The sequence below is a fragment of the Aquariibacter albus genome, assembly GCF_014145335.1.
Classification (GTDB): domain Bacteria; phylum Pseudomonadota; class Gammaproteobacteria; order Burkholderiales; family Burkholderiaceae_C; genus Aquariibacter; species Aquariibacter albus.
This window is the reverse complement of sequence record NZ_JACIVI010000003.1, coordinates 342,942-357,574: the sequence shown is the minus strand read 5'-3', so window position 1 is coordinate 357,574 and position 14,633 is coordinate 342,942. Positions and strand designations below refer to the sequence as shown.

Below are 14,633 nucleotides of genomic sequence, written 5' to 3'. Positions count from 1 at the left end.
CGTGCCCGCGGACGACGGGGCCCAGCGCCTGCAGATCAACGCGCAGAACTGCGTGCACTGCAAGACCTGCGACATCAAGGATCCGACGCAGAACATCGTGTGGGTGACGCCCGAGGGCGGCGGCGGGCCCAATTACGCGGGGATGTGAGGGCGCGCGCCCCAGGACGCGCCTACCCACCCGCCCCCGCGCCCTCCCGCGGGGGCCCGAGGGCGCGAAGTCAAGGAGGAGCCGCAGGCGGGGGACATGAGCGCCCTCGGGCCCCCGTGGGAGGGCGACGCGCCCACCGGAGCAGGGGAGCCCTAGGCGGGAAGGCGACGCGCCAACCGGAGCAGGGTGAGCCCTAGGCGGGAAGGCGACGCGCCAAGCGGAGCAGGGGGAGCCCTAGGCGGGAAGGCGACGCGCCAAGCGGAGCAGGGGGAGAGCCCCCTGCGGGAAGGCGACGCGCCACCCCCGGCAGGCCGAGGACCCGGCCCTCCGACACGGCCAGGAAGAGTCCATCGGACTTTCCTGGCCGGGACTCAGCCCGAGTTCCGCAGCCCCGCCGCAACCCCGTTGATCGAGATGTGGATGCCGCGCTGCACCCGCTCGTGCACCTCCGTCCCCGCATCCTTCTGCGCCCGGTAGCGCCGGATCAGCTCCACCTGCAAGTGGTTCAGCGGGTCCAGGTAGGGGAAGCGGTAGGCAATCGAACGCGCCAGCGCCGGATCCCCCGCCAGCCGCTGCGTCGCGCCCGTCAGCAGGCTCAGCGCCTCGTTGCTGCGCGCCCACTCGGCCTCAATGCGCGCAAAGATCGCCTTCGCGGCCTTGCGGTCGGGCACCAGCTCCACATAGCGCTCGGCCATGTGCAGATCGCTCTTGGCCAGCACCATGTCCATGTTCGACAGCAGGGTGCGGAAGAAGGGCCACTGGGCATGCATGCGCTTGAGCAGGGCCAGCCGCTCCGCGCGGCCCGCGGCATCCGCGGCCTCGTCGAGATGCCCCATCACCGCCGAGCCGAAGCCGTACCAGCCCGGCAGCGCGACCCGGCACTGGCCCCAGCTGAAGCCCCAGGGGATGGCGCGCAGGTCCTCGATGGCCCGCGTGGCCTTGCGCGAGGCGGGCCGCGAGCCGATGTTCAGCTCGGCGATCTCGCGGATCGGCGTGGCCGCGAAGTAGTAGTCGACGAAGCCCGGCGTGCCGTAGACCAGGTCGCGGTAGGCCGCCATGCTGCGCTCGGAGAGCTCCGCCGCGCGTTCCAGGAAGACCTTGGGCGCCTGGCGGGCCGGCGGCAGCAGGGTCGCCTCCAGGGTGGCGGCGACGAGGGTCTCGAGGTTGCGCCGGCCGATCTCCGGATGCGCGTACTTGGAGGCGATCACCTCGCCCTGCTCGGTCAGGCGGATCTGGCCGTTCACCGTGCCGGGCGGCTGGGCCAGGATGGCCTGGTAGCTCGGGCCGCCGCCACGCCCCACCGTGCCGCCGCGGCCGTGGAAGAGCCGCAGCGTCAGGCCCTGGCGCTCGTGCAGCGGCTTGAACAGCTCGACCAGCGCGATCTCGGCGCGGTAGAGCTCCCAGTTGCTGGTGAAGAAGCCGCCGTCCTTGTTGCTGTCGGAGTAGCCGAGCATGACGTCCTGCTCGTTGCCCGAGCGGCGCAGCATGTCGAGCATGCCGGGCACGGCCAGGTACTCGCGCATGATGCCGGCCGCCGCCCGCAGGTCGCCGATGGTCTCGAACAGCGGCACGACGATCAGCGAGGCCACCGCGTTCTCGCCCAGGGTGCCGGTCAGCAGGCCGGCCTCCTTCATCAGCAGCAGCACTTCGAGCAGGTCGGAGACGGTCTCGGTGTGGCTGATGATGGCGTGGCGGATCGCGAGCTCGCCGAAGAGCTGGCGACTGAGCCGGGCCTTCTCGAAGATGGCGAGTTCGCCGACGGTGTGTTCGCTGTACTGGCCGTGGGGCACGCGCAGCGGGCGCACATCGTTGAGCTCATTGACCAGCAGCCGCACCTTGGCGGCCTCGCCGAGCGCGCTGTAGTCGGGCTCGATGCGGGCGGTGGCCAGCAGCTCGGCGACCACTTTCTCGTGCTGGTCCGAACTCTGTCGCAGGTCGACGGTGGCCAGGTGGAAGCCGAAGACCTCGGCCGCGCGGATCAGCGGCTTGAGCCGCACCTCGGCCAGGGCCTGGCCATGGTGGGTGGCCAGCGAGGCGTCGACGGTGCGCAGGTCGGCGAGGAACTCGGCCGCTTCGGCATAGGGGTTGGACGGCGCGATGGCGTGGCGCAGCGCGCTGGTGCCGGTGAGCTTCTGCAGCGTGGCGGCCAGGCGCGCATAGACGCCGATCAGGGCGCGGCGGTACGGTTCGTCGCCGCGGTGCGGGTTGTCGTCGCCCGAGCGCTCGGCCAGCGCCTGCATGGCCGGGGTGACCTGCACCAGCAGGCCGGACATCGACAGCTCGGCGCCGAGCTCGTGGACCTCGGTCAGGTAGAAGCGCAGCGCGGTCTCGCTCTGGCGCGACAGGGCCAGCTGCAGGGTCTCGGCCTTCACGTTGGGGTTGCCGTCGCGGTCGCCGCCGATCCAGTTGCCCATGCGGAAGAAGGGGGCGATCGGCTCGCCGGGCAGGGCCTCCTCGATGTCCGCATACAGGCGCGGGATCTGGCGCAGGAAGGTGCTCTGGTAGTAGCTGAGCGCGCTGTTGATCTCGTCGGCCACGCTGAGCTTGTTGGGCCGCAGCAGGCGGGTCTGCCAGAGCTGGGCGATGCGGGCGCGCAGGGCAGCCTCGTTGGCGCGCAGCGCGCGGTCGCCGACCAGGGTCTCGCGCTCGCCGATCAGGGCGGCGATGGCGCGCTCGGCCTGCAGCACGCTCTGGCGCTGCACCTCGGTCGGGTGGGCGGTCAGCACCGGCGAGACGTGGGCGCGCGCCAGCGTGGCCGCGATCTCGCGGTTGCGCAGGCCCTTGCGGGCGAGCTTCTCGAAGCTGGCAGCCAGGGAGCCGTCCTCGGCCGCATCGCGGCGCTCCTGCAGCGCGTGCTGGCGCACGTTCTGGCGGTCCTCGGCGATGTTGGCGAGGTGCGAGAAGTAGGTGAAGGCGCGGACCACCGACACGGCCTGCTCGACGCTGAGATTCTTCAGCAGGCGGTCCAGGGTCTTGCCGGCCTGGGCGTCCTGCTTCAGGCGGTAGCTGACGGAGAGCTGGCGGATCTTCTCGATCAGCGCGAAGGCGCTGGCGCCTTCCTGCTCGCGGATGACCTCGCCGAGCAGGCGACCGAGCAGGCGGATGTCGTCGAGGAGGGGAGCGTTCTTCTTGTCGACCTTGTCGACCGGGGACGGTGCACTCTTGCGGCGCGTACTGGGCATGGTGTCTCGTAGGTTGAGCAAATCGCCGCGATGGCGGCTGAGGGCGAGGCGCCGCGGCAGCCCGGGGTGACCGGAACGCGCTGCTAGCATCTTCGCCATGGAACAAAGCACGGAACATTCCCGCTGGGTCATCGCCACGCGCGAAAGCCGACTCGCATTGTGGCAAGCCGAACACGTGCAAGCCTTGCTCGGAGCCCGTCTGCCCGAGCCGGTTGAACTGCTGGGCATGACCACCCGCGGCGACCAGATCCTCGACCGCAGCCTCAGCAAGGTCGGCGGCAAGGGCCTCTTCGTCAAGGAACTTGAGACCGCCCTGGAGGATGGCAGCGCCCACCTCGCCGTGCACTCGCTCAAGGACGTGCCGATGGAGCTGCCGCCCGGCTTCGTGCTGGCGGCCACGCTGGAACGCGAGGATCCGCGCGACGCCTGGGTCTCGCCCCGCTACGCCAGCCTGGAGGCGCTGCCCGCCGGCGGCGTGGTCGGCACCTCCAGCCTGCGGCGGCTCACGCAGCTGCGCGCGGCGCGGCCCGACCTGCGCATCGAGCCGCTGCGCGGCAACCTGGACACCCGGCTGCGCAAGCTCGACGAAGGCCAGTACGACGCGATCGTGCTGGCCGCCGCAGGCCTCAAGCGCCTGGGCCTGGCCGAACGCATCCGCAGCGTCTTCGACGCCGGGCAGATGCTGCCGGCGGCCGGCCAGGGCGCGCTCGGCATCGAGCTGCGTGCCGATGCGCCGCAGCGCTGCCCGACGCTGTGGGCCCTGCTGCAATCGCTCAACCATCGCCCGACCTGGCTGGCCGTGCATGCGGAACGGGCCGTCTCGCGGGCGCTGGGCGGCTCCTGCTCGATGCCGCTCGCGGCCCATGCCGGCTTCGCGGCCGATGGTTTGACGCTGCGCCTGGAAGGCGTGCTCGGCCCCGGCGAGGATGCATCAGCCGAGCTTCGCGCGCTGGGCCTGGCCCGTGCCGAAGCGGAGGCCCCGGTGCAGACCGTGGCCGAGGCCGAGGCCCTGGGCCTGCGGGTGGTCGCCGCGCTGCGGGCAGCCGGCGGGGACCGCCTGCTGGCCCCGGCCCACCCCGGCTGATGCCCGCAGCCCCGCGACCGGCCGGGGCCCTGCGGCGCCTTCTGGTCACCCGGCCCGCCGGGCAGTGCCCGGCCTGGGTGCAGGCCCTGCGGGCAGGCGGCCTGCCGGCCGAGGCCCTGCCGCTGCTGGCCGTCGGCCCGCTGGACGACCGCCGTGCGCTGCAGGCAGCCTGGGTCCGGCTGGCCGACTGGACGCTGCTGGTCTTCGTCAGCCCGAATGCCGTGCAGCACTTCTTCGACGCCCGACCGGCCGGCCTCCCCTGGCCGGCCGGGACGCAGGCCGCCGCCCCGGGACCGGGCAGCGCGGCCGCGCTGCGCACCGCGGGCGTGCCGGCAGACCAGGTCGTCGAACCCCGGCCGGACGCCGCGCGCTTCGACACGGAAAGCCTGTGGACGGTGCTGCGTGAGCGGCCCGGCGGCTGGACCGACCGGCCGGTGCTGATCCTGCGCGGGCTGGAGGACGCCGCGCCCGACGCCGAGGGCCCGGCGGCCCGCGCGCCCGACCTGCCCGGCGCCCAGGCTGGCGTCGGCCGCGAATGGCTGGGTCGCACGCTGGAGGCCGCCGGCGCCCGGGTCGAGACCCTGGCCTGCTACCGACGCGGCCCGCCGCCCCCCGAGGCCGCGCTGCGGGCCCGGCTGGAGGCCCTGCGGGATGCCGCAGCCGAGACGGTGTGGCTGCTCAGCAGCGCCGAGGCCCTCGACCACCTGGCCCGGCTGGAGGCCGCGCTGCCGCCCGCCGCCGGGGACTGGCGTGCCGCCAGCATCGCACTCTGCACCCATGCACGGATCGCAGCCCGCGCACGGGCGGCCGGCTTCGGCCGGGTCGAGGCGCTGCCGCCGCAGCCCGCCGCGGTGATCGACTGGTGGCATCGGGCGGGCGGCCGGATCACCCCGTCGGCCGCGCCGGACGAGCAGGGCTGAGCAGGCCCTGCCCTGCTGCACCGCGCCCAGGCGGGCAGGGGGCCGGTCGATAGAATCGAGCGCGTGACTGAAGCCGCCTCCGCGCCCCCCGCCGCCAGCCCGCCGCCCCCCGCGGCGCCCCCGGTCAAGGCCCGCACCGGCCCCCCGATGAGTCTGGCCGCTGGGGCCTTGCTGGCCGCCGCGCTCGCCCTGGGCTGGACCGCCTGGAGCAGCCAGCGGCTCGGCAAGGTGGAACGCATCCTGGTCAAGCGCCAGGACGATGGCGCCCAGCAGGTGACCGAGGCGCGGGTGCTGGCCAAGCAGGCCGAGGAAGGCGCGCGCGAAGCCCTGGCCAAGACCACCCTGCTGGAGGCCCGGCTGGCCGAGGTCGGCGTGCAGCGCGAACAGATCGACGAGCTGATGCGCTCGATGGTGCGCTCGCGCGAGGACCAGCTGCTCGGCGAGGCCGAGGCCGGCTTGCGCGCCGCCCTGCAGCTCAGCGCGATCACCGGCAGCGCCGAACCGCTGGTCGCCGCGCTGCAGCTCGCCAAGGAGCGGCTGGCCAGCGGCTCGCTGCGCCTGGAACCGGTGCGCAGTGCACTGGAACGTGACCTCGAGCGCCTGCGCAATGCCGCACTGGCCGACGTCGCGACGCTGGCACGGCGGCTGGATGAGGCCGTCGCCCTGGTCGACGCCCTGCCGCTCACGGCGGACAGCGCCCGAAGCAGCCTGGCCGCGGCGCCGGCCGAAACCGCCGCCTCGGCACCGGGCCAGCCGGCACCGGGCTGGGCGAGCCGGCTGTCCTGGTGGGGGGGCCGGCTGGGCGACGAACTCCGCAGCCTGGTCCGCATTCGTCACATCGACCAGCCGGAGGGCATGCTGCTCGCGCCCGAGCAAGGCTTCCTGCTGCGCGAGAACCTGAAGCTCAAGCTGCTGAACGCGCGGCTCGCGGTGATGAGCCGCCAGTTCGAGACCGCCCAGGCCGACCTGCAAGCCTGCCGGGCGGCGCTGGACCGCTATTTCGACCGCAGCCACCGCCGGCATGCCCAGCTTGGCGACTTGCTGCAGGGCGTGGCCCGTCAGGCCCAGCCGGGTGGCCTGCCGCGTCCGGACGACAGCCTGGCCGCGCTCGCGGCTGCGGCCGGCGCGCGCTGAGGCGGAAGACAGCATGCGCGGCATCGTCTGGCTGCTGGTCGTGGCCGTCGTCGCGGTGGTCACCGCGGCGGTGATGGGGCGCAGCAGCGACCTCGTCTCCATCTACTGGGCGCCCTGGCGCATCGACCTCTCGCTGAACCTCTTCCTGGTGCTGGTGGGCCTGGTCGGGCTGGCGACGGTCGTGCTGGTGAATGCGGTGATCACCCTGCTCGGCCTGCCGGGCCGGGCGCGGGCCTGGCGGCTGAGCCAGCGCAATCGCAAGGCGCAGAACGCGCTGCGCGAGGCGATGGTGCTGTACTGGGCCGGCCGCTACACCCGTGCGCACGGGGCGGCGACGCATGCCGTCCGGCTGCAACGCGAGTCGCCCGACCTGACCGAGGACCCCGAGTTCTCCGCCCTGGCCGAGCTGCTGGCGGCCAGCAGCCTGCATCGGCTGCAGGACCGCGGCCGCCGCGACGAAGCCCTGGCCCGAGCCCGCGCAGCCGCGGCGCGCCAGGCCCGTGGGCGGACGGCCGACGAGGCCGCCTGCCTGCTCGCCACGGAATGGGCGGTCGACGACCGGCAGGCCGACGCAGCGCTCAGCCGGCTGGGCGAGTTGCCGCCCGGCGTGGCCCGCCGGACGCATGCACTGCGCTTGCGGCTGCAGGCCGCCCGCCTGGCCCGGCAGCCGCTGGAGGCCTTGCGGACCGCGCGCCTGCTGGCCAAGCACCAGGCCTTCTCGCCCGTCGCGGCTCAGGGGTTGCTGCGCTCGCTGGCCGCCGAGGCGCTGGACGGTGCGCGGGACCTCGACCAGCTCGACCGCATCTGGCGTGAACTGGACCCGGCCGACCGCCGCGATCCGCATGTGGCCGCCCATGCCGCGCATTGCCTGGGTGGACTGGGCCACGATGCCATCGCCCGGGTCTGGCTGCGCCCGTTCTGGGATCGACTGGACAAGACCGACGCCGATGGCCGCGAAGCCCTGGCCCTGGCCCTGGCCCAGGTCAGTGAAGGCCTGACGCCCGACTGGTTGCCGCTGCTCGAACGGGCCCCGCTCAGCCACCCCCGCGAACCGGCCCTGGCCTACGCGGTCGGCCGTGCGCTGGCGGCGCTGCAGCTTTGGGGCAAGGCCCGGCAATGGCTGGAGCCGGTGGCCGACGACGAGGCGCTGGCCCCGTCCGCCCGCCGCGAAGCCTGGCTGCTGCTGGCTGCCATGGCCGAGCACGACCGGGACGAGACGCGCGCAGCCCACGCGCTTCGACAAGCTGCACACGTACCTCTTCCCACGCCGATAAAAAGCGTGCTATAGTCACTGACTCAGCGCGGCTGTAGCTCAGTTGGATAGAGTACTTGGCTACGAACCAAGGGGTCGTGGGTTCGAATCCTGCCAGCCGCGCCACCTCTTCACGGGACGCTTCCTCACGGAAGCGTCCCGTTTTCTTTTGGGTCCTGCCCGCGGCAGCCTGGGCTCGGGGCAGCCGCCGACCCGGATCGATGCGAGCCCCCGAGGTGCGCGACGCACAGCGGCGGCACGCCGCCGTCGGGCTCAGGGCTGCCGGGACGACTCGGGGTAGCGCACCTCGATCACGCTGAGCGTACTCGGCCCGCCCGGGGTCATCAGCGTGACCTCGTCCCCCACCCGGGCCTTGAGCAGCGCGCGGGCCACGGGGGCGATCCAGCTGATCTCGCCGGCCTGGCTGTCGGCCTCGTCGAGGCCCTTGATGGTGACGCTGCGCTCGACGCCCTCGCCGTCCTCGTAGCGGACGGTGGCGCCGAAGAAGACCTGGTCGCGGCCGTGATGCACGCTGGGGTCGGTGACTTCGGCAAGGTCCAGGCGCTTGGTCAGGAAGCGGATGCGGCGGTCGATCTCGCGCAGGCGCTTCTTGCCGTAGAGGTAGTCGCCGTTCTCGCTGCGGTCGCCGTTCTTGGCGGCCCAGGAGACGGTCTCGACCACCTTGGGCCGCTCCACGTCCAGCAGCTGCAGCAGCTCGGCGCGCAGGCGGGCGTGGCCGGCGGGGGTGATGTAGTTCTTGCCGCCGGGCGGCAGCGGCGGCAGGCCGGGGAGGTCCTCGTCCTCGTCGCTGCCCTCGGTCTCGCGGGTGAAGGCCTTGCTCATGGCCGCGATTGTCCGGTGCCGCCGGCCGCGCGCTCCAGCACGGCCTTGGCGATGCCGCGCAGCAGGTGCACCTCCTCCTGCGTGGGCTGGGCCCGGTTGAGCAGGGCGTTGAGCCGCGGCAGCGCCTTCTTGGGGGCGGCCGGGTCGAGGAAGCCGGTGGCGACCAGGGCCTCGCGCCAGTGCGCCAGCAGGCCCTGCACGGCCGCCGCGTCGGCCAGGGCCGGGTCGGTGCGGCGGCCGGCCACGGCAAAGCCGCCGAGCGCGCAGCGCCACTCATAAGCCATCAACTGCACCGCCTGGGCCAGGTTGAGCGAGCCGTAGCCCGGCGCGGTCGGGATACTCAGCACGCTGTGGCAGCGGTAGACATCCTCGTTGGACAGGCCGTAGCGCTCGCTGCCGAAGACGAAACCCACGCGCGGACCGCCGTTCGGCGGCACTGCGGCCAGGGCGGCCAGGGCCTCGCGCGGGGCGCGGGTGGGCGGGCCGAAGTCGCGCGGGGTCATGGCGGTGGCGCAGGCGTGGTCGACCCCGGCCAGGGCCTCATCCAGGGAGGCAACGATGCGGGCGCGGGTCAGCACGTCGGCCGCGCCGCTGGCCATCGCCACCGTCTCCTCGCGGCTCAGCACGTCGGCAAAGCGCGGCGCCACCAGCACCAGGCGACCGAAGCCCATGACCTTGATCGCGCGCGCGGCCGCGCCCACATTGCCGGCGTGGCTGGTGCCCACCAGGATGAAGGTGCTGGGGTCGGCGGTGACATCGTTCATGGCGGGACGCGGCGCGGGAGGGTGAGGCAGGGTGGCGCAGGCCGGCAGTGTCGCGCCTGCGCCGCAGGCCGGGCCGGCGCCCGGACGGGATGCGCCGCAGGGCTAAACTCGGGGGTTACCCGGGTGCTTCTGGCGGCCTTGCGCCACGACGATGCACCCCGCTCTTTGTCCCCGCCACCGCCCTGCCGATGCCGCCCTTCGCGGCCGCACCGGCCCGCACCCCTCGCCCCGCGCTGCACGCCATGTCCCAGACCCTGCATCCCATGCTCAACATCGCGATCAAGGCCGCACGGGCCGCGGGCGCGATCATCAACCGGGCGGCGCTGGACATCGAGCGTGTTCAGGTCACGGCCAAGTCGCACAACGACTTCGTGACCGAAGTCGACAGCGCGGCCGAGATGGCCATCATCGAGACCCTGCTGCAGGCCTACCCCGGCCACGGCATCCTGGCCGAGGAATCGGGGCGGACCCATGGCGCGCGCGACAGCGAGTACGTCTGGATCATCGATCCGCTCGACGGCACGACCAATTTCATCCACGGCTTCCCGGTCTATGCGGTCTCGATCGCGCTGGCCTTCCGCGGCCAGGTGCAGCAGGCGGTCGTCTACGACCCGGCGCGCAACGACCTGTTCTACGCCAGCAAGGGCAAGGGCGCCTACCTGAACGACCGCCGCCTGCGGGTCTCCAAGCGCAGCCGCATGCTCGAAGCCCTGATCGGCACCGGCTTTCCTTTCCGCAAGGGCGACAACTTCAAGCGCTACCTCAAGATCTTCGAGGACGTGATGCAGGTCTGCGCCGGCCTGCGCCGCCCGGGCGCTGCCGCGCTGGACCTGTGCTACGTGGCCGCCGGCTGGTACGACGGCTTCTTCGAGACCGGCCTGAACCCCTGGGACGTGGCGGCGGGCTCGCTGATCATCACCGAGGCCGGGGGCCTGGTCGGCAACTTCACCGGCGAAGCCGACTTCCTGCACCAGCGCGAGCTGGTGGCGGGCAACCCGCGCATCTATGCCCAGCTCGTGCAGATCCTGGCGCCCTACACCCGGGTCATCAAGGACGAGCCGGCCGAGGCGGCCAGCGGCCCTGCCCAGGCCACCCGGCCCGCCGCCAAGCCGGCCGTGAAGCCGCGCGCGACACCGCGCAAGCCGGCGGCCGTTGCCGACCCCGAAGCCGCCACCCTGGCCTTCCTGCAGCCCATCGGTGCGGACTACGTCGAAGCCCCGCCGCCGGCGCCCGTCGAGGCCCCGGCCCCGGCCGCACCCCGCCCGCCGGTTCGCATCCGCAAGGCCGACCTGCCCGCCGCACCGCCGCCGCGCGAGGTGGCCGAGCGCCGCCCGCGGCCGCCCGCCGCCCCCTTCGTCCCGAGCGAACACAGCCTGGCGAAGGCGGCGGCCGAAGCCGCTTTCGCGCCGGTCGAGCCGCTGCAGGACGAGGCCGCGCCCGCGGCCTGGGCTGAAGCCCCCGAGTCCGAAGCCGGCTTCGAAATGCCGGACGCCCTGCCGACCGAAGCGTCGCAGCGCGACGCGACGGGGTCCGGGACCGAGCCCGAGGGCGAGCCGCCCCGCCGTCCGGACGAGGACGCGCCCTTCTGAGGCCCCGCCGCCGGCGGGCTGGCCCGGCGCCTCGGCCGCCGGCCCGGCCCCTTCCCTGACCCGCTTTCCGTCCAGCCCCCCGCTGCCCTGCGATGGCGACCGCCCCTCCGGACTTCAGCGCCCACACCCCGGTGATGGCGCAGTACCTGCGCCTGAAGGCTGCGCATGAAGACGCGCTGCTCTTCTTCCGCATGGGCGATTTCTACGAGCTGTTCTACGAGGACGCGCGGCGCGCCAACGCCCTGCTCGACCTGACCCTGACCGTGCGCGGCCAGAGCGCGGGCGAGCCGGTGGTGATGGCCGGCGTGCCGGTGCATGCCGTCGAAAGCTACCTGGCCAAGTTCATCCGCCTGGGCTGCTCGGTGGCGATCGCCGAGCAGGTCGGCGATGTGGCCAGTGCCAAGGGCCCGGTCGAGCGGCAGGTGGTGCGCGTGGTCACGCCCGGCACCGTCACCGACAGCGAACTGCTGGACGAGCGGGCCGACACCCTGTTGCTGGCCGCCCACCGCCGCCGCAGCAGCTGGGGCCTGGCCTGGCTGGGCCTGTCCAGCGGCCGCCTGGGCCTGGCCGAATGCGGCGAAGCCGAACTGCCCGGCTGGCTCGCACGGCTCGCGCCGGCCGAGCTGCTGCTGGCCGCCGACGACGCCCAGACCCTGCCGCCTGCGGCCCAGGCCGCCTGCAGCGCCACGCTGACGCGCCGCCCGCCCTGGGGCTTCGACAGCGCACTGGGCCACCGCAAGCTCTGTGCACTGCTGCGCGTGCAGAACCTAGCCGGTCACAACGGCGAGGCCCTGAGCCTGGCCCAGGCCGCCGCCGGTGCGCTGCTGGCCTATGCCGAACACACCAGTGGCGGCCAGGCCCTGGCCCATGTGCAGGACCTGCAGGTCGAGCAGGCCAGCGCGCTGATCGAGCTGCCACCCAGCACCCTGCGCAACCTGGAGATCACCCAGACCCTGCGCGGCGAGAAGGCGCCGACCCTGCTGTCCCTGCTCGACCGCTGCGTGACCGGCATGGGCAGCCGCGCCCTGCGCCTGTGGCTGACCCATCCGCTGCGCGAGCGCATGGTCGCGCGCGCGCGGCAGGCCGCGATCGGCCGTCTCATCGCGCACGGGCCCGAGGCGCTGCGCGAGGCGCTCAAGGGCGTCAGCGATGTCGAGCGCTGCGCCGCCCGCATCGCGCTGCGCCAGGTGCGGCCGCGCGAGCTGGCCGGCCTGCGCAGCACGCTGCAGGCCCTGCCGGCGCTGCGCGAGGCCCTGCCACCGACCGGCGGCGACGCCTTGCTCGACAGCCTGGCCAGCGCGCTGCAGCCCGAGCCTGCGGTGCAGGACCTGCTGCAGCGCATGCTGGCCGCCGAGCCCGCCGTGCTGCTGCGGGAGGGCGGTGTGATCGCCCCCGGCTTCGACGCGACGCTGGACACGCTGCGCGGCCTCAGCCAGAACTGCGACCAGTTCCTGGTCGAGCTGGAAGCCCGCGAGCGCGCGCGCACCGGCATCCCCAACCTGCGGGTGCAGTTCAACAAGGTCCATGGCTTCCACATCGAGGTGACGGCCGGCCAGACCGGCAAGGTGCCGGCCGACTACCAGCGCCGCCAGACCCTGAAGAACGCCGAGCGCTACACCACGCCCGAGCTGAAGGCCTTCGAGGACCAGGCCCTGTCGGCCCAGGAGCGCGCGCTGGCGCGCGAGAAGTGGCTGTGGGAACGCCTGCTCGACGCGCTGCTGGGTCGCCTCGAAGCCGAGGATGCGCAGGCCCTGGGCCTGGCGCCGATCGAGCCCGCGCCACTGGCCGCGCTGGGCCGCCTGGCCCAGGCCCTGGCCGGCCTGGATGCGCTGGCGGCCCTGGCCGAACGCGCGGCCACGCTGAACTGGTGCGCGCCCGTCTTCGTCCCTGCGCCGGGCCTGCAGATCGAGGCCGGTCGCCACCCGGTGGTCGAGGCCCGCCTGGCCGAAACCGGCGGCGGCCCCTTCATGCCCAACGACTGCCGGCTGGATGCGAAGACCCGCATGCTGCTGATCACCGGCCCGAACATGGGCGGCAAGAGCACCTACATGCGGCAGGTGGCGCTGATCGCGCTGCTGGGCGCCATCGGGTCCTGGGTGCCGGCGCGGCGCTGCCAGCTCGGGCCGCTGGACGCGATCCACACCCGCATCGGCGCGGCCGACGACCTGGCCAACGCCCAGTCCACCTTCATGCTGGAGATGAGCGAGGCCGCCGCCATCCTGCACGGCGCAGGCGAGCACTCGCTGGTGCTGATGGACGAGATCGGCCGCGGCACCTCGACCAGCGACGGCCTGGCCCTGGCCAGCGCGATCGCCCGCCACCTGCACGAGCGCAACCGCGCCTGCACCCTGTTCGCGACCCACTACTTCGAGCTGACCGCCCTGGCCGCCCGACTGCACGGCCTGCAGAACGTGCACGTGGCCGCCGCGCAGACCGGCGAGCACGAGGACATCGTCTTCCTGCACGAGATCCAGCCCGGCCCGGCCAGCCGCAGCTACGGGGTGCAGGTGGCCCGCCTGGCCGGCATGCCGCCCGCCGTGCTGCGCGAGGCGCGCGCACTGCTGGAGGCGATCGAGCAGCGCGAGGCCGCCGAGCGGCCGCAGATCGACCTGTTCGCGGCATCGCCCGAGGCCGAGGCCGATCCCGCGCCCGAAGCCCAGGCCGCGGCGACAGCCGATCCAGCCACCGCCGCCCTGCTCGCCGCCCTGGCCGACATCGAACCCGATCAGCTCAGCCCGCGCGAGGCGCTGGCTGCGCTCTACCAGCTCAAATCCCTGCAACCTCCCCACACGCCAGGCACACCATGACCTACTGCGTCGGCATCAAGCTCCAGGCAGGCCTCGTCTTCCTGTCCGACTCGCGCACCAACGCGGGCCTCGACCAGATCAGCACCTTCCGCAAGATGATGGTCTACGAGAAGCCGGACGACCGCTTCATGGTCCTGCTCTCGGCCGGCAACCTGTCGATCAGCCAGTCGGTGCGCGAGATCCTCCAGGTCGAGAAGCTGGACAACGGCGACCAGCCGCCGATCACCATCTGGAACGCGACCAGCATGTTCGACGCGGTCCGCGTGCTCGGCGCCGCCGTGCGCCGCGTGCACGAGCAGGATGGCCCGGCGCTGAAGTCGGCCGGCATCGACTTCAATGCCTCGATGATCTTCGGCGGCCAGATCAAGGGCGAGGCCATGCGGCTCTTCCTCGTCTACTCGGCCGGCAACTTCATCGAAGCCACCCGCGAGACCTGCTTCTTCCAGGTGGGCGAAAGCAAGTACGGCAAGCCCATCCTCGACCGCGTGCTGACGCCGGCCACCGGCCTGGACGAGGCGGCCAAGTGCGCGCTGGTCTCGATGGACAGCACGCTCAAGAGCAATCTGAGCGTCGGGCTGCCGCTGGACCTGCTGGTCTACCGCGAAGGCAGCTTCGCCAGCGATCGCATCGTCTGCATCGACGAGCACAACCCCTACTTCCGGATGATCCGCAGCACCTGGGGCCAGCGCCTGCGCGAGGCCTTCGAGGGCATCGACGACCCGCAATGGGACGGCGGCGCGGCCGAGCATCCCCTGCTCGGGTCGAGCGAACGCTACGAGGCCCTGCGCAAGATCGGCCATCCGGGCGAACGCATCGTCTGACCGTGGCGCCGCCGCCGCGCGGCGCCCCTTCCATCCGGCCGGACCGCCAGGGCCCGGCCGATATACTGCCGCTTTACCACCTCAGCCTC

Annotated in this window: 10 protein-coding genes, 1 tRNA gene and 1 pseudogene; 9 read left to right on the top strand and 3 right to left on the bottom strand. The window is 73.2% G+C overall.

Going from position 1 to position 14,633, the window contains the following annotated elements; all coding sequences use genetic code 11:
* Window positions 1–148 (top strand): 4Fe-4S dicluster domain-containing protein (locus H4F90_RS11070; RefSeq protein ID WP_182664482.1); only part of this gene is annotated, 148 nt, incomplete at its 5' end.
* Between the two features lie 371 nt (window positions 149–519).
* Here the strand turns inward: H4F90_RS11070 and ppc are convergent.
* Window positions 520–3,330: a phosphoenolpyruvate carboxylase gene (gene ppc, locus H4F90_RS11065; protein WP_235972151.1), complete on the bottom strand. Its 2,811-nt coding sequence runs from the start codon at window positions 3,328–3,330 to the stop codon at window positions 520–522.
* 97 nt (window positions 3,331–3,427) lie between these two features.
* Here ppc and hemC point away from each other — a divergent pair, with 97 nt between their 5' ends.
* From hemC to H4F90_RS11040, 5 genes are all read left to right on the top strand, one after another.
* Window positions 3,428–4,414, top strand: coding sequence for a hydroxymethylbilane synthase (gene hemC / locus H4F90_RS11060; RefSeq protein ID WP_182664478.1), 987 nt, complete (start codon window positions 3,428–3,430; stop codon window positions 4,412–4,414).
* On the top strand, window positions 4,414–5,334 hold the full coding sequence (locus H4F90_RS11055; RefSeq protein ID WP_182664476.1) for a uroporphyrinogen-III synthase: 921 nt from the start codon (window positions 4,414–4,416) through the stop codon (window positions 5,332–5,334). The genes hemC and H4F90_RS11055 overlap by 1 nt, the downstream gene beginning before the upstream one ends.
* A 147-nt stretch (window positions 5,335–5,481) precedes the next feature.
* Window positions 5,482–6,468, top strand: coding sequence for a uroporphyrinogen-III C-methyltransferase (locus H4F90_RS11050; RefSeq protein WP_182664474.1), 987 nt, complete (start codon window positions 5,482–5,484; stop codon window positions 6,466–6,468).
* Window positions 6,469–6,481: 13 nt separating this feature from the next.
* Entirely contained in the window at window positions 6,482–7,756 is a 1,275-nt protein-coding gene (locus tag H4F90_RS11045) for a heme biosynthesis HemY N-terminal domain-containing protein (protein WP_182664472.1), read from the top strand.
* A 13-nt stretch (window positions 7,757–7,769) separates the two neighbouring features.
* A tRNA-Arg gene (locus H4F90_RS11040) sits at window positions 7,770–7,846 on the top strand.
* Between the two features lie 147 nt (window positions 7,847–7,993).
* On the opposite strand, the gene greB is transcribed toward H4F90_RS11040, so the two are convergent.
* On the bottom strand, window positions 7,994–8,563 hold the full coding sequence (gene greB, locus H4F90_RS11035) for a transcription elongation factor GreB (protein ID WP_182664470.1): 570 nt from the start codon (window positions 8,561–8,563) through the stop codon (window positions 7,994–7,996).
* Window positions 8,560–9,327: an RNA methyltransferase gene (locus H4F90_RS11030; protein ID WP_182664468.1), complete on the bottom strand. Its 768-nt coding sequence runs from the start codon at window positions 9,325–9,327 to the stop codon at window positions 8,560–8,562. The genes greB and H4F90_RS11030 overlap by 4 nt, the downstream gene beginning before the upstream one ends.
* A 242-nt stretch (window positions 9,328–9,569) precedes the next feature.
* Here H4F90_RS11030 and H4F90_RS11025 point away from each other — a divergent pair.
* From H4F90_RS11025 to H4F90_RS11015, 3 genes and pseudogenes are all read left to right on the top strand, one after another.
* Window positions 9,570–10,619, top strand: a pseudogene (locus H4F90_RS11025) (inositol monophosphatase family protein); the annotation flags it as partial.
* A 389-nt stretch (window positions 10,620–11,008) separates the two neighbouring features.
* The gene (gene mutS, locus H4F90_RS11020) at window positions 11,009–13,723 is read left to right on the top strand and encodes a DNA mismatch repair protein MutS (RefSeq protein ID WP_182664466.1); all 2,715 of its coding nucleotides are present in this window, start codon (window positions 11,009–11,011) and stop codon (window positions 13,721–13,723) included.
* Window positions 13,720–14,544 (top strand): proteasome-type protease, encoded by an 825-nt coding sequence (locus H4F90_RS11015; protein ID WP_182664463.1) that lies wholly within the window; start codon window positions 13,720–13,722, stop codon window positions 14,542–14,544. The genes mutS and H4F90_RS11015 overlap by 4 nt, the downstream gene beginning before the upstream one ends.
* Window positions 14,545–14,633: the final 89 nt, after the last annotated feature.

Coding starts and splice junctions, on each gene's coding strand:
- H4F90_RS11030 (WP_182664468.1), bottom strand. CDS start 9,327: ATGAACGATGTCACCGCCGACCCCAGCACCTTCATCCTGGTGGGCACC.
- mutS (WP_182664466.1), top strand. CDS start 11,009: ATGGCGACCGCCCCTCCGGACTTCAGCGCCCACACCCCGGTGATGGCG.
- ppc (WP_235972151.1), bottom strand. CDS start 3,330: ATGCCCAGTACGCGCCGCAAGAGTGCACCGTCCCCGGTCGACAAGGTC.
- greB (WP_182664470.1), bottom strand. CDS start 8,563: ATGAGCAAGGCCTTCACCCGCGAGACCGAGGGCAGCGACGAGGACGAG.
- hemC (WP_182664478.1), top strand. CDS start 3,428: ATGGAACAAAGCACGGAACATTCCCGCTGGGTCATCGCCACGCGCGAA.
- H4F90_RS11015 (WP_182664463.1), top strand. CDS start 13,720: ATGACCTACTGCGTCGGCATCAAGCTCCAGGCAGGCCTCGTCTTCCTG.
- H4F90_RS11045 (WP_182664472.1), top strand. CDS start 6,482: ATGCGCGGCATCGTCTGGCTGCTGGTCGTGGCCGTCGTCGCGGTGGTC.
- H4F90_RS11055 (WP_182664476.1), top strand. CDS start 4,414: ATGCCCGCAGCCCCGCGACCGGCCGGGGCCCTGCGGCGCCTTCTGGTC.
- H4F90_RS11050 (WP_182664474.1), top strand. CDS start 5,482: ATGAGTCTGGCCGCTGGGGCCTTGCTGGCCGCCGCGCTCGCCCTGGGC.